Origin of the sequence: Streptomyces lincolnensis, assembly GCF_021173675.1 — a bacterium.
GTDB classification, from domain to species: Bacteria; Actinomycetota; Actinomycetes; order Streptomycetales; family Streptomycetaceae; genus Streptomyces; species Streptomyces lincolnensis_B.
The window spans coordinates 747,574-765,557 of the sequence record NZ_JAIHON010000002.1; the positions used below are offsets into that span (position 1 = coordinate 747,574).

At 72.5% G+C, this 17,984-nt stretch carries 19 protein-coding genes; 9 read left to right on the forward strand and 10 right to left on the reverse strand.

Annotated features, from left to right (window positions below):
• The first annotated feature begins 49 nt into the window (after positions 1 to 49).
• Positions 50 to 871 (forward strand): enoyl-CoA hydratase/isomerase family protein, encoded by an 822-nt coding sequence (locus K4B79_RS06900; protein WP_232025357.1) that lies wholly within the window; start codon positions 50 to 52, stop codon positions 869 to 871.
• 4 nt (positions 872 to 875) lie between these two features.
• Here K4B79_RS06900 and K4B79_RS06905 read toward each other — a convergent pair whose 3' ends face one another.
• A complete protein-coding gene (locus tag K4B79_RS06905; protein WP_232025358.1) occupies positions 876 to 1,610 on the reverse strand; it encodes a nucleopolyhedrovirus P10 family protein in 735 nt (244 codons plus the stop codon).
• 85 nt (positions 1,611 to 1,695) lie between these two features.
• On the opposite strand from K4B79_RS06905, the gene K4B79_RS06910 reads away from it, so the two are divergent.
• The 5 genes from K4B79_RS06910 to amaP are packed head-to-tail and all read left to right on the forward strand — an operon-like array spanning position 1,696 to position 4,059.
• Positions 1,696 to 2,181, forward strand: a complete 486-nt coding sequence (locus tag K4B79_RS06910; RefSeq protein ID WP_067430125.1) for an Asp23/Gls24 family envelope stress response protein — start codon at positions 1,696 to 1,698, stop codon at positions 2,179 to 2,181.
• A 27-nt stretch (positions 2,182 to 2,208) separates the two neighbouring features.
• A complete protein-coding gene (locus K4B79_RS06915) occupies positions 2,209 to 2,403 on the forward strand; it encodes a hypothetical protein (RefSeq protein ID WP_232025359.1) in 195 nt (64 codons plus the stop codon).
• A complete protein-coding gene (locus tag K4B79_RS06920; RefSeq protein ID WP_232025360.1) occupies positions 2,400 to 2,783 on the forward strand; it encodes an Asp23/Gls24 family envelope stress response protein in 384 nt (127 codons plus the stop codon). Before K4B79_RS06915 ends, K4B79_RS06920 begins: the two co-directional genes overlap by 4 nt.
• Positions 2,780 to 3,475, forward strand: coding sequence for a DUF6286 domain-containing protein (locus K4B79_RS06925; protein ID WP_232025361.1), 696 nt, complete (start codon positions 2,780 to 2,782; stop codon positions 3,473 to 3,475). The genes K4B79_RS06920 and K4B79_RS06925 overlap by 4 nt, the downstream gene beginning before the upstream one ends.
• Positions 3,472 to 4,059, forward strand: a complete 588-nt coding sequence (gene amaP / locus K4B79_RS06930) for an alkaline shock response membrane anchor protein AmaP (RefSeq protein WP_232025362.1) — start codon at positions 3,472 to 3,474, stop codon at positions 4,057 to 4,059. The genes K4B79_RS06925 and amaP overlap by 4 nt, the downstream gene beginning before the upstream one ends.
• A gap of 19 nt (positions 4,060 to 4,078) precedes the next feature.
• Here the strand turns inward: amaP and K4B79_RS06935 are convergent, their stop codons facing one another.
• From K4B79_RS06935 to K4B79_RS06955, 5 genes are all read right to left on the reverse strand, one after another.
• Complete coding sequence (locus K4B79_RS06935; RefSeq protein WP_232025363.1) at positions 4,079 to 4,834, reverse strand: SDR family oxidoreductase; 756 nt, start codon at positions 4,832 to 4,834, stop codon at positions 4,079 to 4,081.
• Positions 4,835 to 4,839: 5 nt separating this feature from the next.
• Positions 4,840 to 6,624 carry a glycoside hydrolase family 15 protein gene (locus K4B79_RS06940; RefSeq protein WP_232025364.1) on the reverse strand — a complete coding sequence of 595 codons (1,785 nt, stop codon included), beginning with the start codon at positions 6,622 to 6,624 and terminating at the stop codon, positions 4,840 to 4,842.
• A 100-nt stretch (positions 6,625 to 6,724) separates the two neighbouring features.
• Complete coding sequence (locus K4B79_RS06945) at positions 6,725 to 7,519, reverse strand: SURF1 family cytochrome oxidase biogenesis protein (protein WP_232025365.1); 795 nt, start codon at positions 7,517 to 7,519, stop codon at positions 6,725 to 6,727.
• Between the two features lie 87 nt (positions 7,520 to 7,606).
• On the reverse strand, positions 7,607 to 7,840 hold the full coding sequence (locus tag K4B79_RS06950; RefSeq protein ID WP_232025366.1) for a hypothetical protein: 234 nt from the start codon (positions 7,838 to 7,840) through the stop codon (positions 7,607 to 7,609).
• Positions 7,841 to 7,919: 79 nt separating this feature from the next.
• Positions 7,920 to 8,915, reverse strand: coding sequence for a DEDDh family exonuclease (locus K4B79_RS06955; RefSeq protein ID WP_232025367.1), 996 nt, complete (start codon positions 8,913 to 8,915; stop codon positions 7,920 to 7,922).
• A 202-nt stretch (positions 8,916 to 9,117) separates the two neighbouring features.
• Here K4B79_RS06955 and K4B79_RS06960 point away from each other — a divergent pair, with 202 nt between their 5' ends.
• Positions 9,118 to 9,828: a VIT1/CCC1 transporter family protein gene (locus K4B79_RS06960; protein WP_232025368.1), complete on the forward strand. Its 711-nt coding sequence runs from the start codon at positions 9,118 to 9,120 to the stop codon at positions 9,826 to 9,828.
• Between the two features lie 47 nt (positions 9,829 to 9,875).
• Here the strand turns inward: K4B79_RS06960 and K4B79_RS06965 are convergent, their stop codons facing one another.
• The 4 genes from K4B79_RS06965 to K4B79_RS06980 all read right to left on the reverse strand — a co-directional run bounded on the left by K4B79_RS06965 (position 9,876) and on the right by K4B79_RS06980 (position 15,625).
• Positions 9,876 to 10,886: a CopD family protein gene (locus tag K4B79_RS06965; RefSeq protein ID WP_232025369.1), complete on the reverse strand. Its 1,011-nt coding sequence runs from the start codon at positions 10,884 to 10,886 to the stop codon at positions 9,876 to 9,878.
• Positions 10,887 to 10,986: 100 nt separating this feature from the next.
• Complete coding sequence (locus K4B79_RS06970) at positions 10,987 to 12,357, reverse strand: CoA transferase (RefSeq protein ID WP_232025370.1); 1,371 nt, start codon at positions 12,355 to 12,357, stop codon at positions 10,987 to 10,989.
• 61 nt (positions 12,358 to 12,418) lie between these two features.
• Entirely contained in the window at positions 12,419 to 13,987 is a 1,569-nt protein-coding gene (locus K4B79_RS06975) for a S8 family peptidase (protein WP_232025371.1), read from the reverse strand.
• A 108-nt stretch (positions 13,988 to 14,095) separates the two neighbouring features.
• Positions 14,096 to 15,625 (reverse strand): S8 family peptidase, encoded by a 1,530-nt coding sequence (locus K4B79_RS06980; RefSeq protein ID WP_232025372.1) that lies wholly within the window; start codon positions 15,623 to 15,625, stop codon positions 14,096 to 14,098.
• Between the two features lie 275 nt (positions 15,626 to 15,900).
• Here K4B79_RS06980 and K4B79_RS06985 point away from each other — a divergent pair, with 275 nt between their 5' ends.
• Complete coding sequence (locus K4B79_RS06985; RefSeq protein ID WP_232025373.1) at positions 15,901 to 16,257, forward strand: DUF485 domain-containing protein; 357 nt, start codon at positions 15,901 to 15,903, stop codon at positions 16,255 to 16,257.
• On the forward strand, positions 16,254 to 17,882 hold the full coding sequence (locus tag K4B79_RS06990) for a solute symporter family protein (RefSeq protein ID WP_232025374.1): 1,629 nt from the start codon (positions 16,254 to 16,256) through the stop codon (positions 17,880 to 17,882). Before K4B79_RS06985 ends, K4B79_RS06990 begins: the two co-directional genes overlap by 4 nt.
• The last annotated feature ends 102 nt before the right edge of the window (positions 17,883 to 17,984 follow it).

A 17,984-nucleotide genomic window follows, 5' to 3' on the forward strand; every position in this document is an offset into this window, starting at 1 on the left:
CTTAGCATCGCTGTATCGCTCTGCTGACCGCACGCATCGGAGGCACCCCATGGCTTCGCCCGACCAGGACGTCGTTGCCCGAGGTCCCGAAGTTTCCGCACTCGACAAGGACGGCGTACGGCTCACCGTCGACGACGCGATCGCCACGGTGACGCTGACCAACCCGGCCAAGCGCAACGCGCAGAGCCCCGCTCTGTGGCGGGCGCTGGCCGAAGCCGGTCGGCTGCTGCCGGGGTCGGTCCGTGTCGTCGTGCTGCGTGCCGAGGGCAAGTCCTTCTCCGCCGGACTCGACCGGCAGGCGTTCACGCCCGAGGGCTTCGACGGCGAGCCGTCGTTCATCGACCTCGCGCGTGGCACCGATGCCGAACTGGACGCTGCCATCGCCGAGTACCAGGAGGGTTTCACCTGGTGGCGGCGGAGCGACATCGTGTCCATCGCCGCCGTACAGGGGCATGCCATCGGGGCGGGCTTCCAGCTCGCCCTTGCCTGTGATCTGCGCGTCGTCGCCGACGACGTGCAGTTCGCCATGCGCGAGACCAGCCTGGGCCTGGTGCCCGACCTCACCGGCACGAACCCCCTCGTGGGGCTCGTCGGATACGCCAGGGCCCTGGAGATCTGCGTGACCGGACGGTCCGTGCAGGCCGAGGAGGCCGTGAGCACGGGGCTGGCGAACGTCGCGGTACCCCTGGACCAGCTCGACGGCGCGGTACGCGACCTGGCGGGAGCGGTCCTCGCCGCGCCCCGCGACGCCGTCATCGAGACGAAGGCACTGCTGCGCGGCGCCCAGGACCGCGACTACGAGGCCCAGCGCACCGCGGAACGAGCGGCCCAGGCCCGGCGGCTGCGGGATCTGGCCGGCGTGGGCGAGTGAGCGCTCATCCGACCGCGGTCACCAGGACCGCCACCGTCGGATGACCCGGCAGCGCCCGTTCCACCGCCGCACGGACCTCCCGGGCCACGTCCAGGGCCCGGTGGTCCGTGCCGACCGCCAGCTCCACCCGGACATGCCGTCGGGGCAGGGCGGCGGTGTCGTCCTGCCGTTCCGCGATGTGCGCCGGGCGGCCCAGCACGTCCGTCAGACGGTCCACGCCGGGGACACCCAGGGCCGCTTCGGCCGCCCGTCCGGCGTCGTCGTCCCCGCTCGACGGAGCGGCGGGGGCCGGCTCGGAGGGTCGTACGGGATCGGGCCGGGGCTCCTGCGCAGGCGGTTCCGGCTCCTCGTCCAGCAGGTCCGTCACCCGTAGGTCGACCTCCGCCACCTCCAGGCCGAGGCCCTGGGCCGCCGTCACCACCAGCGCGCGCAGGCGCGCCGCCGTCACCGGCAGGGGTGCGGACGCCGTCGCGCCGAACTCCGCCGTCACGCGCAGCGGACCGGGCGGCAGAGCGCCCGGCGGAGGCGGTACGGCGGGCTCGCGCACGTCCGCCGGATCGGCGAGCCCGATCCGCACCGGACCCAGCCGCAGCCCGCGCGTCTCCCGTGCCGCGCGCCCCAGTACCGCCCCGGCCGCCTGCTCGGTGATCCACACGCCGTCGCGCGCGCCGCCCAGGGGCAGCAGTCTCCCGAGCCCCAGCTGATGCCGCACTGCCCGCGCCCACCGTTCCGCTGTCATTCCTCCAGCCTGCCGCATCCCTGGCGCGCGATCGCGCAACCCCGCTTACGGTGGTCGAAGAGACGAGCGGAAGGGGAGTACGGCCATGAGCGACATGACGGAGCGGAACCGGACACAGAGCGCCGAGGGCGAGTTCGAGCCGCCGGTCCAGACCCGCAAGACCGTCAAGCGCGGCGGCGGGGACCCGGCCACCAGAGGGCGGACGACCATCGCCGACGGTGTCGTGGAGAAGATCGCCGGCATGGCCGCCCGGGACGTCGTCGGCGTGCACGCCATGGGCAGTGGGCTGAGCCGCACCTTCGGAGCGGTGCGGGACCGGGTCCCCGGCGGGGCGAAGTCGGTGACACGCGGGGTCAAGGTCGAGGTCGGCGAGGTGCAGACCGCGCTCGACCTGGAGATCGTCGTCGACTACGGCGTGGCGATCGCCGACGTGGCCCAGGCCGTACGGGAGAACGTCATCGCCGCGGTGGAACGGATGACCGGCCTGGAAGTCGTCGAGGTCAACATCGCCGTGAGCGACGTGAAGCTTCCCGAGGAAGAGGACGAGGAGCCGGAATCCCGTCTCCAGTAGCCACCCCCACAGCTTAGGGAGCGCAGCATGAGCATGGCCGTGGTCGGCATGATCGCCGGCATGGCGCTGGGCTTCGCCGGGTATTTCGGCGGGTTCGGCGCCTTCCTGCTGGTGGCGGCCCTGGGCGCCGTCGGATTCGTCGTCGGCCGGTTCCTGGAGGGGGACCTGGAGCTCGGCGACTTCTTCCGCGCCCGTGACGACCGCCGCGACCGGCGGCGATGACGTCCGCGAGCGGTGCCGCCGGAGAACCTCGCGGATCCCTGACCGCCGTCCCGCCGGGTGAGCGCGGCGCGACCCGGATCGCGGACCGGGTCGTCGCGAAGATCGCCGGACAGGCGGCACGCGAGGCGCTCGGCGCCCTGTCCCCGGAGGCCGAACCCCCCTACGCCGGTGTCGTGGTGCACCACGAGGTCGCCCGGATCCGGGTGCACGTCGAACTCGACTACCCCGGCGACATCGGTTCCCGGTGCGGTCGGGTGCGTCGTCATGTCGCCGAGCGGGTAGGCGCGTTGGTGGGTATGGAGGTGTCGGAGGTCGCCGTCCAGGTGGAGCGGCTGCACCTGGCTCCGGCGCACGGCGCGGCACAGGGGAGGACGCGATGAGCGAGCCCCAGGGCTCCGAGGGCACCACACGACGACTGCCGGTCATCGAGAAGGCGGCCGACACGGGCGGGGAGTACGAGGCTCCACCCGTCGAGGTCCCGCCCGCCGAAGCCCCGCCCGTCCTGGACGACACGGGCGGCGAGACGGGCGGCGACCGCCGCTTCTGGTCGGCCCGCCGGGTCCCCGCGGGGATCGTGGCCGTGCTGCTCCTGGTCGTCGCGGGCGCCTTCCTGTACGACGTCGCCGCCGTGCGCGCCCGTCGGGACGCCCTGTCCTGGCGCCGCGATCTGGCCCGGCAACTCGCCGAGCGGCCCCTCGACGACACCTGGGTGCTGGTCGGCGCGGGCGTCGCCGGGGTGCTCGGCCTGTGGCTGATCGTGCTCGCCTGCACGCCCGGCCTGCGCGCCGTGCTGCCGATGCGCCGCCCCCGCGCCGACGTACGCGCCGGCCTCCACCGGGACGCGGCCGCCACAGTGCTGCGCGACCGGGCCATGGAGGTCTCGGGCGTGCAGTCCGTACGGGTGCGCGTGCGCCGCGCCCGGGCCGACGTCCGCGCCGTCTCCCACTTCCGTGAGGTGGACGAGGTCCGCGCCGACCTGGACGCCACCCTCGCCGCGGCGGTCGGGGGCCTGGGACTGGCCCGCCCGCCCGCGCTGTCCGTGCATGTGGCCCGACCCGGCCGGAAGGGGTGAGGACGGTGCTCAGGACCGTCAACCGCGTAGTGCTCGGCCTTGTCGGCCTCGTCCTGTTCGTCCTCGGCGGTTCCGTCCTCGCCGTGGGGCTGGGCGCCCCGGCCCCCTCCTGGTGGATCCACGACGGCCGCCACGACGTGCTGTTCAGCGACGGCGAGCGGACCCGCTGGCGCGACGCCGGCTGGTGGTGGCCGACCGTCCTCGCGGTCCTCGCCGTCCTCGTCCTGCTCGCCCTGTGGTGGCTGACCGCCGTCCTGCGCCGCCGCCGGCTCTCCGAGGTGCTCGTCGACACCGGCGACGGCGAGGGCGCGCTGCTCAGGGGGCGGGCCCTGGAGAACGTACTCGCCGGGGAGGCGGCCCGGTCGGACGGCGTCGACCACGCCCACGCCCACCTCACCGGCCGCTCCAGCGCCCCGGAGGCCCGCGTACGGCTGCACCTGGAGCCGCACGTGGACCCGGCGGCGGCCCTGCGCGACCTCACCGCCCAGGCCCTGACCCACGCCCGCGATTCGGCGGGGCTCGCGTCCCTCCCGGCGGAGGTCCGGCTGAACGGGGTCAAGCACCGCGCGGAAAGGGTCAGTTGAGAAACCGGCAGGCAGCCGCTCAGAACCCGTGCCGCATCCCACCGTCGACAGGCAGCATGACCCCCGTCAGATAAGAAGCCGCCGGCGACAGCAAAAACGCCCCGACCCGCCCGAATTCCTCCGGCGTCCCGTACCGCCGCAACGGAATCCGCGATTCCTGCGCGGCCCGCGCGGCCTCGGGATCCGCGGCCATTCCGTCCAGCTCCCGCACCCGGTCCGTGTCGATACGCGACGGCAGCAGCCCCACGACCCGAATTCCCCGCGGCCCCAGTTCGTCGGCGAGCGACTTGGCGAATCCGGCGAGACCCGGACGCAGTCCGTTGGAGATCGTCAGCCCGGGAATCGGCTCGTGCACCGACGCGGACAGTACGAACCCGATGACACCCCCCGCTTCCAACGCGGCGGCGGCCGCCCGCGCGAGCCGGACCGCGCCGAGGAACACCGACTCGAATGCCGCCTGCCACTGCTCGTCCGTGTTGTCGGCGACGAACCCCGGCGCGGGCCCGCCCACGCTGACGAGCACGCCGTCGAATCCGCCGAAGTGCTCACGCGCCGCGGCGATCAGCCGGGCCGCCGCCTCCGGGTCGGCGTTGTCCGCCGAGACCCCGACCGCGTTCGGTCCCAGCGCCCCGGCCGCGTCGGCGACCCGCTTCTCCTCCCGCCCCGTGATGACCACCTTCGCCCCGTCGGCGACGAGTTCGCGCGCGACCGCGTTGCCCAGGCCCCGCGTGGCTCCGGTGACGACGTACACCCGGTCCTTCAGTCCAAGATCCATGGCCCCTATCCTGCCCCTTCGGTCCCGAAGAGGGCGAGGGCGGTGTTCACCAGACCGATGTGGCTGAACGCCTGCGGGACATTGCCGAGCTGGACGCCCGCCACCGGGTCGTACTCCTCGGACAGCAGCCCCACGTCGTTGGCGAGACCGACCAGCCGTTCGAACAGCTCGCGCGCCTCCTTCGTACGGCCCGTCATGTGCAGTGCGTCGGCGAGCCAGAACGAGCAGGCCAGGAAGGTGCCCTCGCCGCCCGGCAGCCCGTCCACGGGGCTCTCGGCGGCGCTGTAGCGGCGCAGCAGACCGCCGTGGCCGAGTTCGTCGCGGACCGCGTCGATGGTGCCGATCACGCGCGGGTCGTCCGGCGGGAGGAAGCCGACACGGGGGATGAGCAGCAGCGCGGCGTCCAGTTCGCGCGAGCCGTAGTACTGGGTGAAGGTGTTCCGGTCGGCGTCGTAGCCCTTCTCGCACACCTCGCGGTGGATCTCGTCCCGCAGGGCGCGCCAGCCGTCCAGGTCGCCGGGCAGGTCCGGGTGGGCCTCCAGGGTGCGCACGGCCCGGTCGGCGGCCACCCACACCATCACCTTGGAGTGCACGAAGTGGCGGCGGCCCCCGCGCACCTCCCACAGCCCCTCGTCCGGCTGCCGCCAGGCCGAGCCCAGGAACTCCATCAGGGCGCACTGCAGGGCCCACAGGTGCGGCCGGGTGGGCAGGCCCGCCTCCCGGGCCAGCGACAGGGAGTCCATGACCTCGCCGTAGACGTCCAGCTGGAGCTGGTCCACGGCCCCGTTGCCGATCCGTACGGGACGCGAGTCGGCGAAGCCGGACAGCCACGGCACCTCGAACTCGGGCAGCCGCCGCTCGCCGGCCAGGCCGTACATGATCTGGAGGTCCGCCGGGTCGCCGGCCACCGCGCGCACCAGCCAGTTCCGCCAGGCCTCGGCCTCCTCGTGGTAGCCGCACGCGATCAGGGCGGCCAGGGTGAGGGTGGAGTCGCGCAGCCAGCAGTAGCGGTAGTCCCAGTTGCGCACCCCGCCCGCCTCCTCCGGCAGCGAGGTGGTCGCGGCGGCCACGATGCCGCCCGTGGGCGCGTAGGTGAGGGCCTTGAGGGTGATCAGGGAGCGCACCACGGCGTCCCGGTGCGGGCCGTCGTAGCGGCAGCGGTCGGTCCATGCCTTCCAGTCGGCGAGGCTGGTCTCCAGTGACCGGTACGGGTCGACCAGCGGCGGGCGCGGCTCGTGCGAGGGGTGCCAGGTCAGGACGAAGGCGACCTTCTCGCCCTCGGCGACGGTGAACTCCGCGTGCGTGCCGAAGTCCTCGCCCCAGGTGCGCACCGCGGGCTCGCTGCGCAGCCACGCCGAGTCGGGCCCCGCGACGGCCACCCGGTGCCCGTCGGACCGGCGCATCCACGGCACGACCGAGCCGTAGTCGAAGCGCAGCCGCAGGGTGCTGCGCACGGTGACCTGACCACCGAGCCCCTCGACGATGCGTACGACGTCGGGGGCGCGGTCGCGTTGGGGCATCAGGTCGGTGACGCGCACGCTGCCCTCGGCGGTCTCCCACTCGGTGTCCAGGACCAGGGTGCCGGGGCGGTAGGCGCGCCGCGTACACAGGTCCGCACCCTGGGGGGCGATTCTCCAGTGGCCGTTGTCCTCGTCGCCGAGGAGCCGGGCGAAGCAGGCGGCCGAGTCGAAGCGGGGCAGGCACAGCCAGTCCACGGAGCCGTCCCGGCCGACCAGCGCCGCGGTCTGTTCGTCGCCGATGAGGGCGTAGTCCTCGATAAGGGGGTGCACTCAGTGCGGGTTCCCGGCGGGCCGAGGGGGCAATCAGGCGAAGGGCCGGGGGAGTGACGGCGCCCGGGGCGCCCCGGTTCACGTGAGGGTGGGACGCGGTTCAGACCGCCGCCGGTGCGGACTCCTCCGTCGTCTCCTCGGTGTCCGCCGCCCCGCGGTCGCGCAGTTCACGCCGGACCAGGACCACCCAGCCGACCGGGACGGCCGCGGAGAACAGCCACCACTGGATGGCGTACGCGTAGTTCAGCGCGGCGTCCTCCTTGCCGGGCTGGCCGACCAGCTCGGGGGTGTCGCCCTTCGGCTCGGGAGCCGTCTGCGCGAGATAGCCGCCCAGCACGGTGGCGCCCAGGCGGCGCGCCTGCTCCTCGCTGTTGATCAGCATGATCTGCCGGTCCGGCAGGCCCTTGAGGTCCTTGATGCCGCTCGCCGCGGTCGTCTCGTCGGGCATCAGCCGCCCGGTGACGGTGATCCGGCCGCTCGGCGGCGCGGGGATCTTGGGGAACGCGGTCTGGCTCGGGCCGTCCGCGGGGATCCAGCCCCGGTTGACCAGCACCACCTTGCCGTCCGTGAGGACGAACGGGGTCAGCACGTGGAAGCCGACCGTCTCGTCGGAGTTGACCCGGCGGCGGACGACGACCTCGTCCGCGGTGTCGAAGGTGCCCGTCGCGGTCACGCTGCGGTACCGGTCCTCGGAGGTGACCGTGTGCCCGGGGGAGGTCATCGTCTCCACCGGCACCGGCTTCGCGCCCAGCGCGTCGGTGACCAGCTGGTTCCTCGCCGAGCGCTCCTCGTAGCGGTGCATCTGCCAGATGCCCAGCCGGATCATCGTGGGGATGAGCAGCAGGGCGACCAGCGTGAGGATCACCCACTGCCGGGACAACAGGAAGCGGTACACCCCACGACCGTACAACTCGGGCCATGGGGTGTTCGCACAGGGGTGTGGTGAAGGGAGGGGCGGACCGTGTCGGTGGCAGGGGTGTGGTCAGACCTTGTCGACGATGCCCGCCTTTCCCTCCGCGCGGGCGCAGTGGGCGCCGCAGTACCAGTGGCCCTCGACCTCGACGCCCTGCCCGATGATCTGCACCCGGCAGTGCTCGCAGATGGGGGCCATGCGGTGGATCGCGCAGGAGAAGCAGTCGAAGACGTGCACCGCGCCCTGGGCGTGCACCTCGAAGGTCATTCCGTAGTTGTTGCCGCACACTTCGCAAGTCGCCATGCGCCACAGGGTGGGGGCTCGGCGCGGCACGGGCGAGCGGGCGCCGGGCGAGTCGCCCGGCAATCACCCGTCCGTACGGTCATCCCTCCGACGCCGGTTCCACATCGGCGAGGAGCTGCCCGAAGGCCGCCTCGTCCACCACCGGTGTGCCGTACTGCCGGGCCTTGACCACTTTCGAGGTGCCCGAGTCCGGGTCGTTGGTGACGAGCAGGCTGGTCAGCCGGGAGAGCGAGGTGGCGACATGCAGCCCGGCCTCGACCGCGCGGTCCTCCAGCAGGTCGCGCTCGACCGAGGTGTCCCCGGAGAACGCCACCCGCATGCCCTGCTTGAGTGGTTTGCCCGTTTCGTAGCGGCCCGGGTTGGGGTAGGGGCAGGCGGGCCTGCTGCGGGAGGGGCGCCAACTGGTCGGCCGGTAGCTGCCGTAGCCGCCGCTCGACTGCTGCCCGATCCGGGGGGCCGCCCGGTCCGTCCACTCGGTGAGCGGCCGGCACTCGTGCAGCGGCAGCCGGACCCCGCCCGCGGCCGCGGCCAGCAGGCTCGGCCGGAAGGCCTCCGCCAGCACGCGCGCGTCGTCCAGCGCGTGGTGGGCCCGCCGCTGGACGACGCCGAAGTGCGCCGCCAGGGTCTCCAGTTTGTGGTTGGGCAGGGGCAGGCCCAGCTCCTTGGACAGCGCGATGGTGCACAGCCGCTGCCGCACCGGTGCCTCGCGCTCCGCGCGCGCGTACTCGCGGGCGATCATCTGCCAGTCGAAGACCGCGTTGTGCGCGACGAGCACACGGTCCTCCAGACGGGTGGAGAACTCCTCGGCGATGTCCTTGAAGAGGGGAGCGCCCCGCAGTACGTCGCTCGTCAGACCGTGGATCCACACCGGGCCCGGATCGCGCTCCGGGTTGACGAGCGTGTACCAGTGGTCCTCGACCTCGCCGCGCGCGTCCAGGCGGTAGACGCCCGCGGAGATTATCCGGTCGTCCCGGGCCAGGCCGGTGGTCTCCACGTCAACGACCGCGTATCCCTTCGGATACGCGGCCGGCCAGTCTGTGGCGGAGGAGGCTGCGGGCATGCGGTCTTCGAGCATGGTTCCTGAGGATACGGGCCACGACTGACAGTCCGGTCCGGCCCCCGTCCGTCAGGTGCCGTGCCGCGTCCGCCTGTTCGGGCGTCGAGCGGCGGCACGGGTCGCGGGACGCCGAAGTTCCCCTGCCCGGTGGCGGGTTCGCTCCCGGCGCCGGACCGCGTCGGTCCCGCCCCGCCGCGCCCCGGAGTGCGATCCTCCGGCTGTGACCGAACCCACGCATGACGAGTCCCACGGCGGAGCGCTCGGCGTCCGCCTCAACTGGCTGCGGGCGGCGGTCCTGGGCGCGAACGACGGCATCGTCTCGACCGCGGGTCTCGTCGTCGGCGTGGCCGGGGCGACCGCGGACCGCTCCGTGCTGCTGACGGCCGGCCTGGCGGGTCTGCTGGCCGGCTCCCTGTCCATGGCGGCGGGGGAGTACGTGTCCGTCTCCACCCAGCGCGACTCCGAGAGGGCCGCCCTGGCCCTGGAGCGGCGGGAGTTGCGCGAACAGCCCGCCGCGGAACTGGCGGAGCTGACCGAGCTGCTGGAGCAGCGGGGCCTGACGCGGGAGGTGGCCCGGGAGGCGGCCGTCCAGCTGACGGAACGTGACGCGCTCAGGGCGCACGCGCGCGTGGAGCTCGGTATCGACCCCGACGAGCTCACCAACCCGTGGCACGCGGCCTGGGCGAGCTTCCTGGCGTTCACCGTCGGAGCGCTGCTGCCGCTCCTGGCGATCGTCCTGCCGCCCTCCTCCGGGCGCGTGCCGGTCACCGTCGTCTGCGTCCTGGCCGCGCTCGCCCTGACCGGCTGGAGCAGCGCGCGACTGGGAGCGGCGACGCCGGGGCGGGCGGTGCTGCGGAACGTGGCGGGCGGCGCGCTGGCGATGGCGGTGACGTACGGGGCGGGGTCACTGCTGGGCGCGGCGGGGGTCTGAGGGCCGGTCGGGGGCAGCGGGCCTCCTCCTCGGTACCTGACGCCCGGTCACCAGCGGATCGGCAACGGGAGTGCGGTCAGCAGGCCGGACACCGCGACCACCATTCCCAGCGCCACGACCTCGGCCCGCGCGGGAGAACAGGCGCTCAGAGGGTCGGCCGCCCGGCCCAGCCGGATCCGCGCCCACAGCGCGAGCGCGGCGACGGCGGCGACGAGGAGCACCTTGGCCAGCAGGGCGCGCCCGTACGCCGTCGCCGTCAGCTGCTCCAGGATCGTGCCGGAGGGCATGCGGCGCAGCGAACTCCACACCCCGGTCGCCGTGATGACGGCGAGCAGAACGGCGGCCACGCGCGCGTACAGGCCGAGGAGGGCGGCGCCCGCCGTCGGCGAGGACCGCCAGTGCCGCAGCGTCCGGAGCGCGTACACCAGACCGCCCGTCCACAGCGACGCGCACGTCAGGTGCACCAGGGTCAGGCCGGAGCCGACCAGGGCGGTGTCCTCGGGGGCGGGATGCGCCCGCAGGGCCTCCGCCACGATCACCGCGGCCAGCGGCCAGACCTGGGTCGCCGGACGGCGCGAGAGGGCGCACAGACCGGCCGCGAGGAAGGCGTTGACCTCGATCAGGGCGAGCTTGCCCTCCCGGGACTCGTACAGGCCGCCCACGTCGATCTCGGCGACGCCCCCCGGCACCAGGTTGCCCGTCGCCACCACCGAGGCGAGCCCCAGGGCCGCGACGAACCCGGTGCCGGCCGCGTACGGCGCCCAGCTCGGGGGTCCGGCCGGGGGAGCGCCGGGCACCGAACGGGCCAGCCGGCGCACGAACAGCTCGCCCAGGGGAACGCACAGCGCCGCGAACAGCACCGCCCGCAGGAGGCCCACGCCGCGGACGCCGGGCGCCGCCGCCTCCCCCGTCTCGTGCAGCGCGACGGACGGCCCGAGCAGGGGGATCGAGGCGCCCAGCGCCACCAGGACGAGAACGGCGACGGCCCGGCCGGTACCGGGGCGCCGCTCGGGCCCGCTCGCTTCGGCCACACCGGTACCGGGTCTTATCAAGGTCACCTCAAGATCTTCACCAGGCCCGACAGAACAGGGCAAGTGCAGGGAAACAACTGGCGGTACGGCATTCCGCCCATAGGTACGTTTCCGGCCCGGCACCCGCTCAGTGCCAGCGCCCCTCGTCGGCGCCCCACGGTCCCGGCGGCCGGGCCCAGTCGACCGGCCCGCCCGCGAAGGACACGGGCGACCGGGCGTACCGCAGCCGCCCGAGCGGACTGTCCCGCTCGGCCAGCCACGGCTCGGCACCGTCATAGAGGGCACCGTCGGCGTCCCCGGTTCCCGCCCCGTCCGTCAGCCACCGTGCCGTCCGCGCCAGCGCCAGCCGGACCACCCGGCTGCCTCCGTCGTACGACTGCTCCGTCAGCGCCCGCAGCACCGCCGCCGCCAGGAGGTAGCCCGTCCCGTGGTCCAGGGCCTGCGCGGGCAGCGCGCCGGGCCGCTCCCGTGACCCCTCGACGGCCGCGATGCCGGTGGCCGCCTGGACCAGGCTGTCGAAGCCCCGACGCCCGGCCCACGGCCCGTACGCACCCCAGGCCGACAACTGCGCCACGACCAGGCCGGGCCGCCGCTCGGCCAGGGCCGGCGCCGACAGTCCGAACCGGTCCAGGGCGCCCGGCCGGTAGCCGGTGACGACCACGTCCGCCGCCGCGAGCAGGTCCTCGAAGACCCGTCGGTCGGTGGTGAGGTCGAGGGTCGCGGACCGCTTCCCGAAGCCCGTGTCGGCGTGCTGGTCGGGGAGTTCGGGCAGCCGTGGCGCGTCCACGCGCAGGACGTCCGCGCCGAGCAGGGCGAGCGTGCGGGTGGCGACGGGGCCCGCGATGACCCGGGTCAGGTCCAGGACGCGCAGCCCCGCGGCGGGCAGCAGGGGAGCGTCGGCGGGGTCGAGCGGGGCGAGCACGCGCGCGTGGGCCGAGTCCAGGCGCTCCCGCTCCACCAGGGGGCGTCCGGCCACTGCGGCCGCCTGTTCGTGCGCGGCCCATTCCTCGGGGGTGCGCAGGGCGACGGCGAGGCCGCCGGCCGCGTACACCGCCTCCTCGACCTCCAGGGCGGGCCGTTCGGCGAGCGCCGCCTCGACCGCGGCCACGTCCGGGGGCACGCCCAGCACGTCCAGCAGCCGGGCGCGATGGTGCGGATAGTTCGCGTGCGTGCGGACCCAGCCGTCGGCCGTCCGCCAGAACCGGGACAGCGGGGCGAAGGTGACGGGCGCCCGCCCGTCGACCGTCAGATGCCGTTCGCTCAGGAACGCGGTCGCCACGGCCCCGTCGTCCACGCGTACGGCGGGCACCTCGGGCAACCCGGCCCGGCGTGCGCCCAGTTCGGCGGCGGCCAGCGCGCACGCGCCCACGCAGGCCCTCGCCAGTGCCCGTACGGGAAGGCGCCCTCGCAGAGCGCCCTCCCGCACCACGGTCGACATCCGGGAGACGAGGGCGGGATCGCCGCCCACCGCGGACCAGGCCACCTTGATACCAGTCATTACTGCACTATGCAGTATTGATTCGATCAATATGTGGACGGGTCTTGACCGTCCCTTGCGGCTACTTCGTCACCGCGTCCAGCGCGTCCACCGTGCCCCAGCCGTAGAACCCGTTGCGGTTCTTCGAGCCCTCGCACACCGCGTCGACCTTGCCGTCGCCGTTGATGTCGTACGGGTCCGTGCACGGCGTGGCGTCGGCCTCCGCGTACAGCAGGGCCTTCACCAGGGCCGGCGTGGCGTACGGGTGCGTCGACTTGATCAGGGCGGCGACGGCCGCGGCGTGCGGCGACGCCATCGACGTACCGGCCATGTAGCCCCACTTGCCGCCGGGCAGCGTGCCCAGGATCAGACCGCTCGTCGCGGGCGGCGCCGGGGTCTGGTAGGCGGTCGAGTCACCGCCGGGCGCGGCGACGTCGATGACGCCGAGGCCGTGGTTGGAGAAGGACGACTTGATGCCCTTCGCGCCGGTCGACGCGACCGTCACGACACCCGGCAGCTGGGTCGGTATGTCCAGGCACTTCGACGGGTCGATCACCCGGTCCGAGGGCGTGCCGTCGTTCGGCGAGACCGGGTCGGTGATCTCGTCGGCCGCGAGGTCGTAGTTCTCGTTGCCGGCCGCGGCGACGTTGACCACGCCCTTCTTCTCCGCGTACCGCGAGGCCCGGGTGATGGCGTCGACGAGCGCCTTCTGGTCAGGGTCGTCGGTGCAGTTGAAGTACCACGGGTCGGTGTAATAGCTGTTGTTGGTGACGTCGACGCCGTGCGTGGCCGCCCACATGAAGCCGCAGACCACGGCCTCCGTGTAGAAGTAGCCGGCGGTGGTCGACACCTTGATGCCGGACACCTTCACCCCGGGCGCGACACCCGTCATGCCGACGCCGTTCTTCGCCGCGGCTATCTCACCGGCCACGTGCGTGCCGTGCGGGCTCTCGGACGCGCTCGGCCGCCACGCCCCGTCGGCCGTGTCCGGCTTGCCCGTCACGCAGTTGACCGACGCGGCCCGGTCGAAGTTCGGCGCGATGTCCGGGTGGGTGTCGTCGACACCGGTGTCGATCACCGCGACGGTGACCTTGCTGCTGCCGAGCGTCTTCTCGTGCGCCTTGTCCGCCTTGATGGCCGGCAGGTCCCACTGCAGGTTCTCCAGCGGGTCCTGGCCGGCCTCCGCGTCGGCCTTGGCCGCGGCGAGCTCCGTCGCGGTGAGCGCCTTCGGCGTCCCCAGGTCCTCGGTCGACTGCGCGGGCAGCGGCGCGTTGCGCGTGTTGCCCGCCGAGTCCACCCCCTTGACCTTGCGGATGGTCTTCGCGAAGTCCGGGTTCGACGAGTGGACGACGATCACGCCGATCGTGTCGTACGACGTCACGATCGTGCCGCCGGCGTCGGCGATGGCCTTCTTCACCGTGGCCGAAGGGGCCTTCCCGGGGCGGACGTTGACGACATAGCTCAGCGCGCCCGCGTCGGCCTTGCCGACCGAGGCGAGGACGTCGTTCACCGTGCCGGTGACGCCCTGCACCGTGTCGGGCAGAACGGACGCGGACGCCGTCGCGGTGGGCAGGAACGCCATGGCCGTGGCCATGGTCATCCCGAGCGGGATCGTGATCGCGCGCCGGAAGCGCGGGTGAACCACTGTCATGGTGTGGATGTCTCCAGTTCGTTCGTGGGACGAGCGGACCGTGCGGGAGGTCTGAGGGGACCTGGGGCGCCCTGAGGTGCACAGGGACGGGGGTGTGGGCAGGAGCGGCTACTTCACCGCGCGCAGCGCGTTGACGATGCCGTACCCGTAGAAGCCGTTGACACGCTTGCCGCCCTCGCACACCGCGTCCTGCGTGCCGTCGCCGTCCTGGTCGTAGGAGGCGGGGCAGCCCGGGTTGTCCGCCTGGGCCTTGAGCAGCGCCTGGAGCTGGGCCGGCGTGGCGAACGGATGCTTCGACTTCAGCAGCGCGGCGACTCCGGCCGCGTGCGGCGAGGCCATCGAGGTGCCCTGGAGGAAGGCGTACGCGCCGTTCGGCATCGTGGACAGGATGCGGCCGTCCTTCGACGGCGTGTCCGGCAGCTGGTAGCGCCGGTCACCGCCCGGAGCCGCCACGTCGACGACGCCCTTGCCGTACGTGGAGTAGTACGACTTGAGGTTCTGCACGCCCGTCGCGCTGACCGTGACGACACCCGGCAGCTGGGTCGGGACGTCGAAGCACTCGTGCGGATCGATGGTCCGCGTCACCGGCGTGGAGTCGTCCGGGCTGGTGCTGTCGACGATCGCGTCCGAGTCCAGGTCGTGGTTGGAGTTGCCCGCCGACGCCACATTGAGCGTGCCCTTGCGCTGGGCGTACAGCTGTGCCCTGTTGACCGCGTCGACGATCGCCTTCTGGTCCGGGTCGTCCATGCAGTTGTACAGCCAGGGATCGACGTAGTAGCTGTTGTTCGTGATCTCCACACCGTGGTCGGCGGCGAACACGAAGGCGCACACGACGCTCTCGGGGTAGAAGAGGCCGTTGTCCGGGTCGCTCACCTTGATGCCGGCGACCTTGACGCCGGGGGCGACCCCGGCGACGCCTATGCCGTTGCGGGCCGCGGCTATCTCACCGGCCACATGCGTGCCGTGGTAGTCCTCCGGGGTGTACGGGCGCCAGGCACCCGCGGCGGTGTCGGCGACGCCGCCGACGCAGTTCGCCGACTGGGACGCGGAGAAGTTCGGGGCGAGGTCGGGGTGGGTGTCGTCGACACCGGTGTCGATCACGGCGACGGTCACCTTGCGGCTGCCCGGGTTGATCTTCGCGGCCTTGTCCGCGCCGATCGCCCGCAGGTCCCACTGGTCGGCTTCCAGGGGCTCGCTGTCCGGCACCGCGGCGGAGGCGCTCGCGACCTTGGCGGCCTGCGTCCCGGACAGGAACTGCGCCGCGCCCTCGTCCGTCGTCCCCGCGGCGGTCAGCGGCGCGGTGCGCGTGGCACCCGCCGACTGCACCCCGCGCACGGCACGCATGGCCTTCGCGAAGTCCGGGTTCGAGGAGTGGGCGACGATCACGCCGATCTTGTCGTACGTGGTCACGACCGTGCCGCCGGCCGCGGGAACGGCCCGCTTCACCGACTCGATCGTGCGGCGGTCCACCTTGGTGTTGACGACATACGCCAGGGCCGGCGCGTCCGCCGTCTGCGTGGCCTTCTCCGCGCTCGGGGCGGCCGAGGCGGCAGCCGGCAGGAAGCCGAGCGAGGCGGTCAGCGACAGCACCACGGGCACGGCGAGAGCGAGACGCGGTCTGGAACGCAGATGAGGCATGGGGTCTCCACTTCATCCAGGAGCGTTTCCGGAAATATCCAGAAACGAGACCGGCCCGAGACACAGGTCGCGCTCGGGCAGGTACATGACGGGCAGTGCAGCCCGAAGCTATCTTCCGAAGTCGCTGGCCAGCAATGACTTCTCCGAGGTGACTTGCGAAAGAAGCCCTCGTTGTTGAACCGGTCCTTGCGCGCCGCCGTGACCTTGGGCAGGGAGCGCGAGGACACTCGCCCCCGATCCCCGTCACAACCGCACCCGCAACGCGAGGAGACTCCGTGGCCACCGACGCACCGCCACCCTCGAAAGAACAACACAAACTCCCCTCCCCCGAGGAGTTCACCGAGGTGCACGAGAGCGCGGAGTTCGGTGAACTGCGCCGCTCCTACCGCTCCTTCGCCTTCCCGCTGACCGTCGGCTTCATCGCCTGGTACCTGCTGTACGTCCTGCTCTCGAACTACGCGGGCGACTTCATGGGCACCAAGGTCGTCGGCAACATCAACGTGGCGTTCGTCTTCGGTATCGCCCAGTTCGTCACCACCTTCCTCATCGCCTGGTGGTACTCGCGGCATGCCGCCGCGAAGCTCGACCCCAAGGCCGAGGCCATCAAGACCCGAATGGAGGGCGGCGCATGAGCCCCGCGATGACCCATGTGCAGCTCGCGGCCAACGAGGCCAGCGAACACCGGCCACTGATCATCACCCTGTTCGCGCTCTTCGTGGTCGCGACCCTCTTCATCACCGTCTGGGCGGGCCGCCAGACCAAGGACGCCGCGGACTTCTACGCCGGCGGCCGGTCCTTCAGCGCCTTCCAGAACGGCCTCGCCGTCTCCGGCGACTACATGTCCGCCGCGTCCTTCCTCGGCATCGCGGGCGCCATCGCCCTCTTCGGATACGACGGCTTCCTGTACTCCATCGGCTTCCTGGTCGCCTGGCTGGTGGCGCTGCTCCTGGTGGCCGAGCCGCTGAGGAACTCCGGCCGCTACACCATGGGTGACGTCCTCGCGTACCGCATGCGCCAGCGCCCGGTGCGCACGGCGGCCGGTACGTCCACGATCGTCGTGTCGATCTTCTACCTGCTGGCCCAGATGGCGGGCGCGGGCGTCCTCGTCTCGCTGCTGCTCGGCATCACCTCCGACGCCGGCAAGATCCTCATCGTCGCCCTCGTCGGCGTCCTGATGATCGTGTACGTCTCCATCGGCGGCATGAAGGGCACCACCTGGGTCCAGATGGTCAAGGCCGTGCTGCTCATCGGCGGCACCATCCTGATCACCTTCCTGGTGCTGCTGAAGTTCAACTTCAATATCTCCGACCTGCTGGGCACGGCCGCCGAGAACAGCGGCAAGGGCGCCGCCTTCCTGGAGCCCGGCCTCCAGTACGGCGCGACCGGCACCACCAAGCTGGACTTCATCTCCCTCGGCATCGCCCTGGTCCTCGGCACCGCCGGTCTGCCGCACATCCTGATCCGCTTCTACACGGTGCCCAACGCCAAGGCCGCCCGGAAGTCCGTGAACTGGGCGATCGGCATCATCGGCGGCTTCTACCTGATGACCATCGCGCTCGGCTTCGGCGCCGCCGCACTGATCTCGCAGGACGAGATCATCGCGTCCAACCCGTCCGGCAACACCGCGGCGCCACTGCTCGCCCTGCATCTGGGCGGCGTGGACTCGGCCTGGGGCGCGATCCTGCTCGCCACCATCTCGGCGGTGGCCTTCGCGACGATCCTGGCGGTCGTCGCCGGCCTGACCCTGGCCTCGTCCTCGTCGTTCGCGCACGACATCTACGCGAACGTCATCAGGAAGGGCCAGGCCACCGAGAAGGAGGAGGTCAGGGCCGCCCGCCTCGCGACCATCGGCATCGGCGCCGTCTCCATCCTCCTCGGCGCCCTCGCCCGCGACCTCAACGTCGCCGGCCTGGTCGCCCTGGCCTTCGCGGTCGCGGCCTCCGCCAACCTGCCGACGATCCTCTACAGCCTGTTCTGGAAGCGGTTCACCACCCAGGGCGCGCTGTGGTCGATCTACGGCGGTCTGATCGTCGCCGTCGGTCTGGTGCTGTTCTCGCCCGTCGTCTCCGGTGACCCCAAGGCGATGTTCCCCGACGTGGACTTCGCCTGGTTCCCGCTGAAGAACCCGGGCATCATCTCCATCCCGTTCGGCTTCCTGATGGGCTGGCTCGGCACCGTCCTGTCCAAGGAGGAGCCCGACGTCAAGAAGTACGCGGAGCTGGAGGTCCGGTCCCTGACCGGCACCGGCGCCCACTGAGCACGTCCCCCGCGCGGCCGCGTCGTAGTTCTCTACGACGCGGCCGCGTCGTACGTCGTGGGTTCGGGCCCTGTCGATGTCAGACGTCTCACGTAGGCTCAC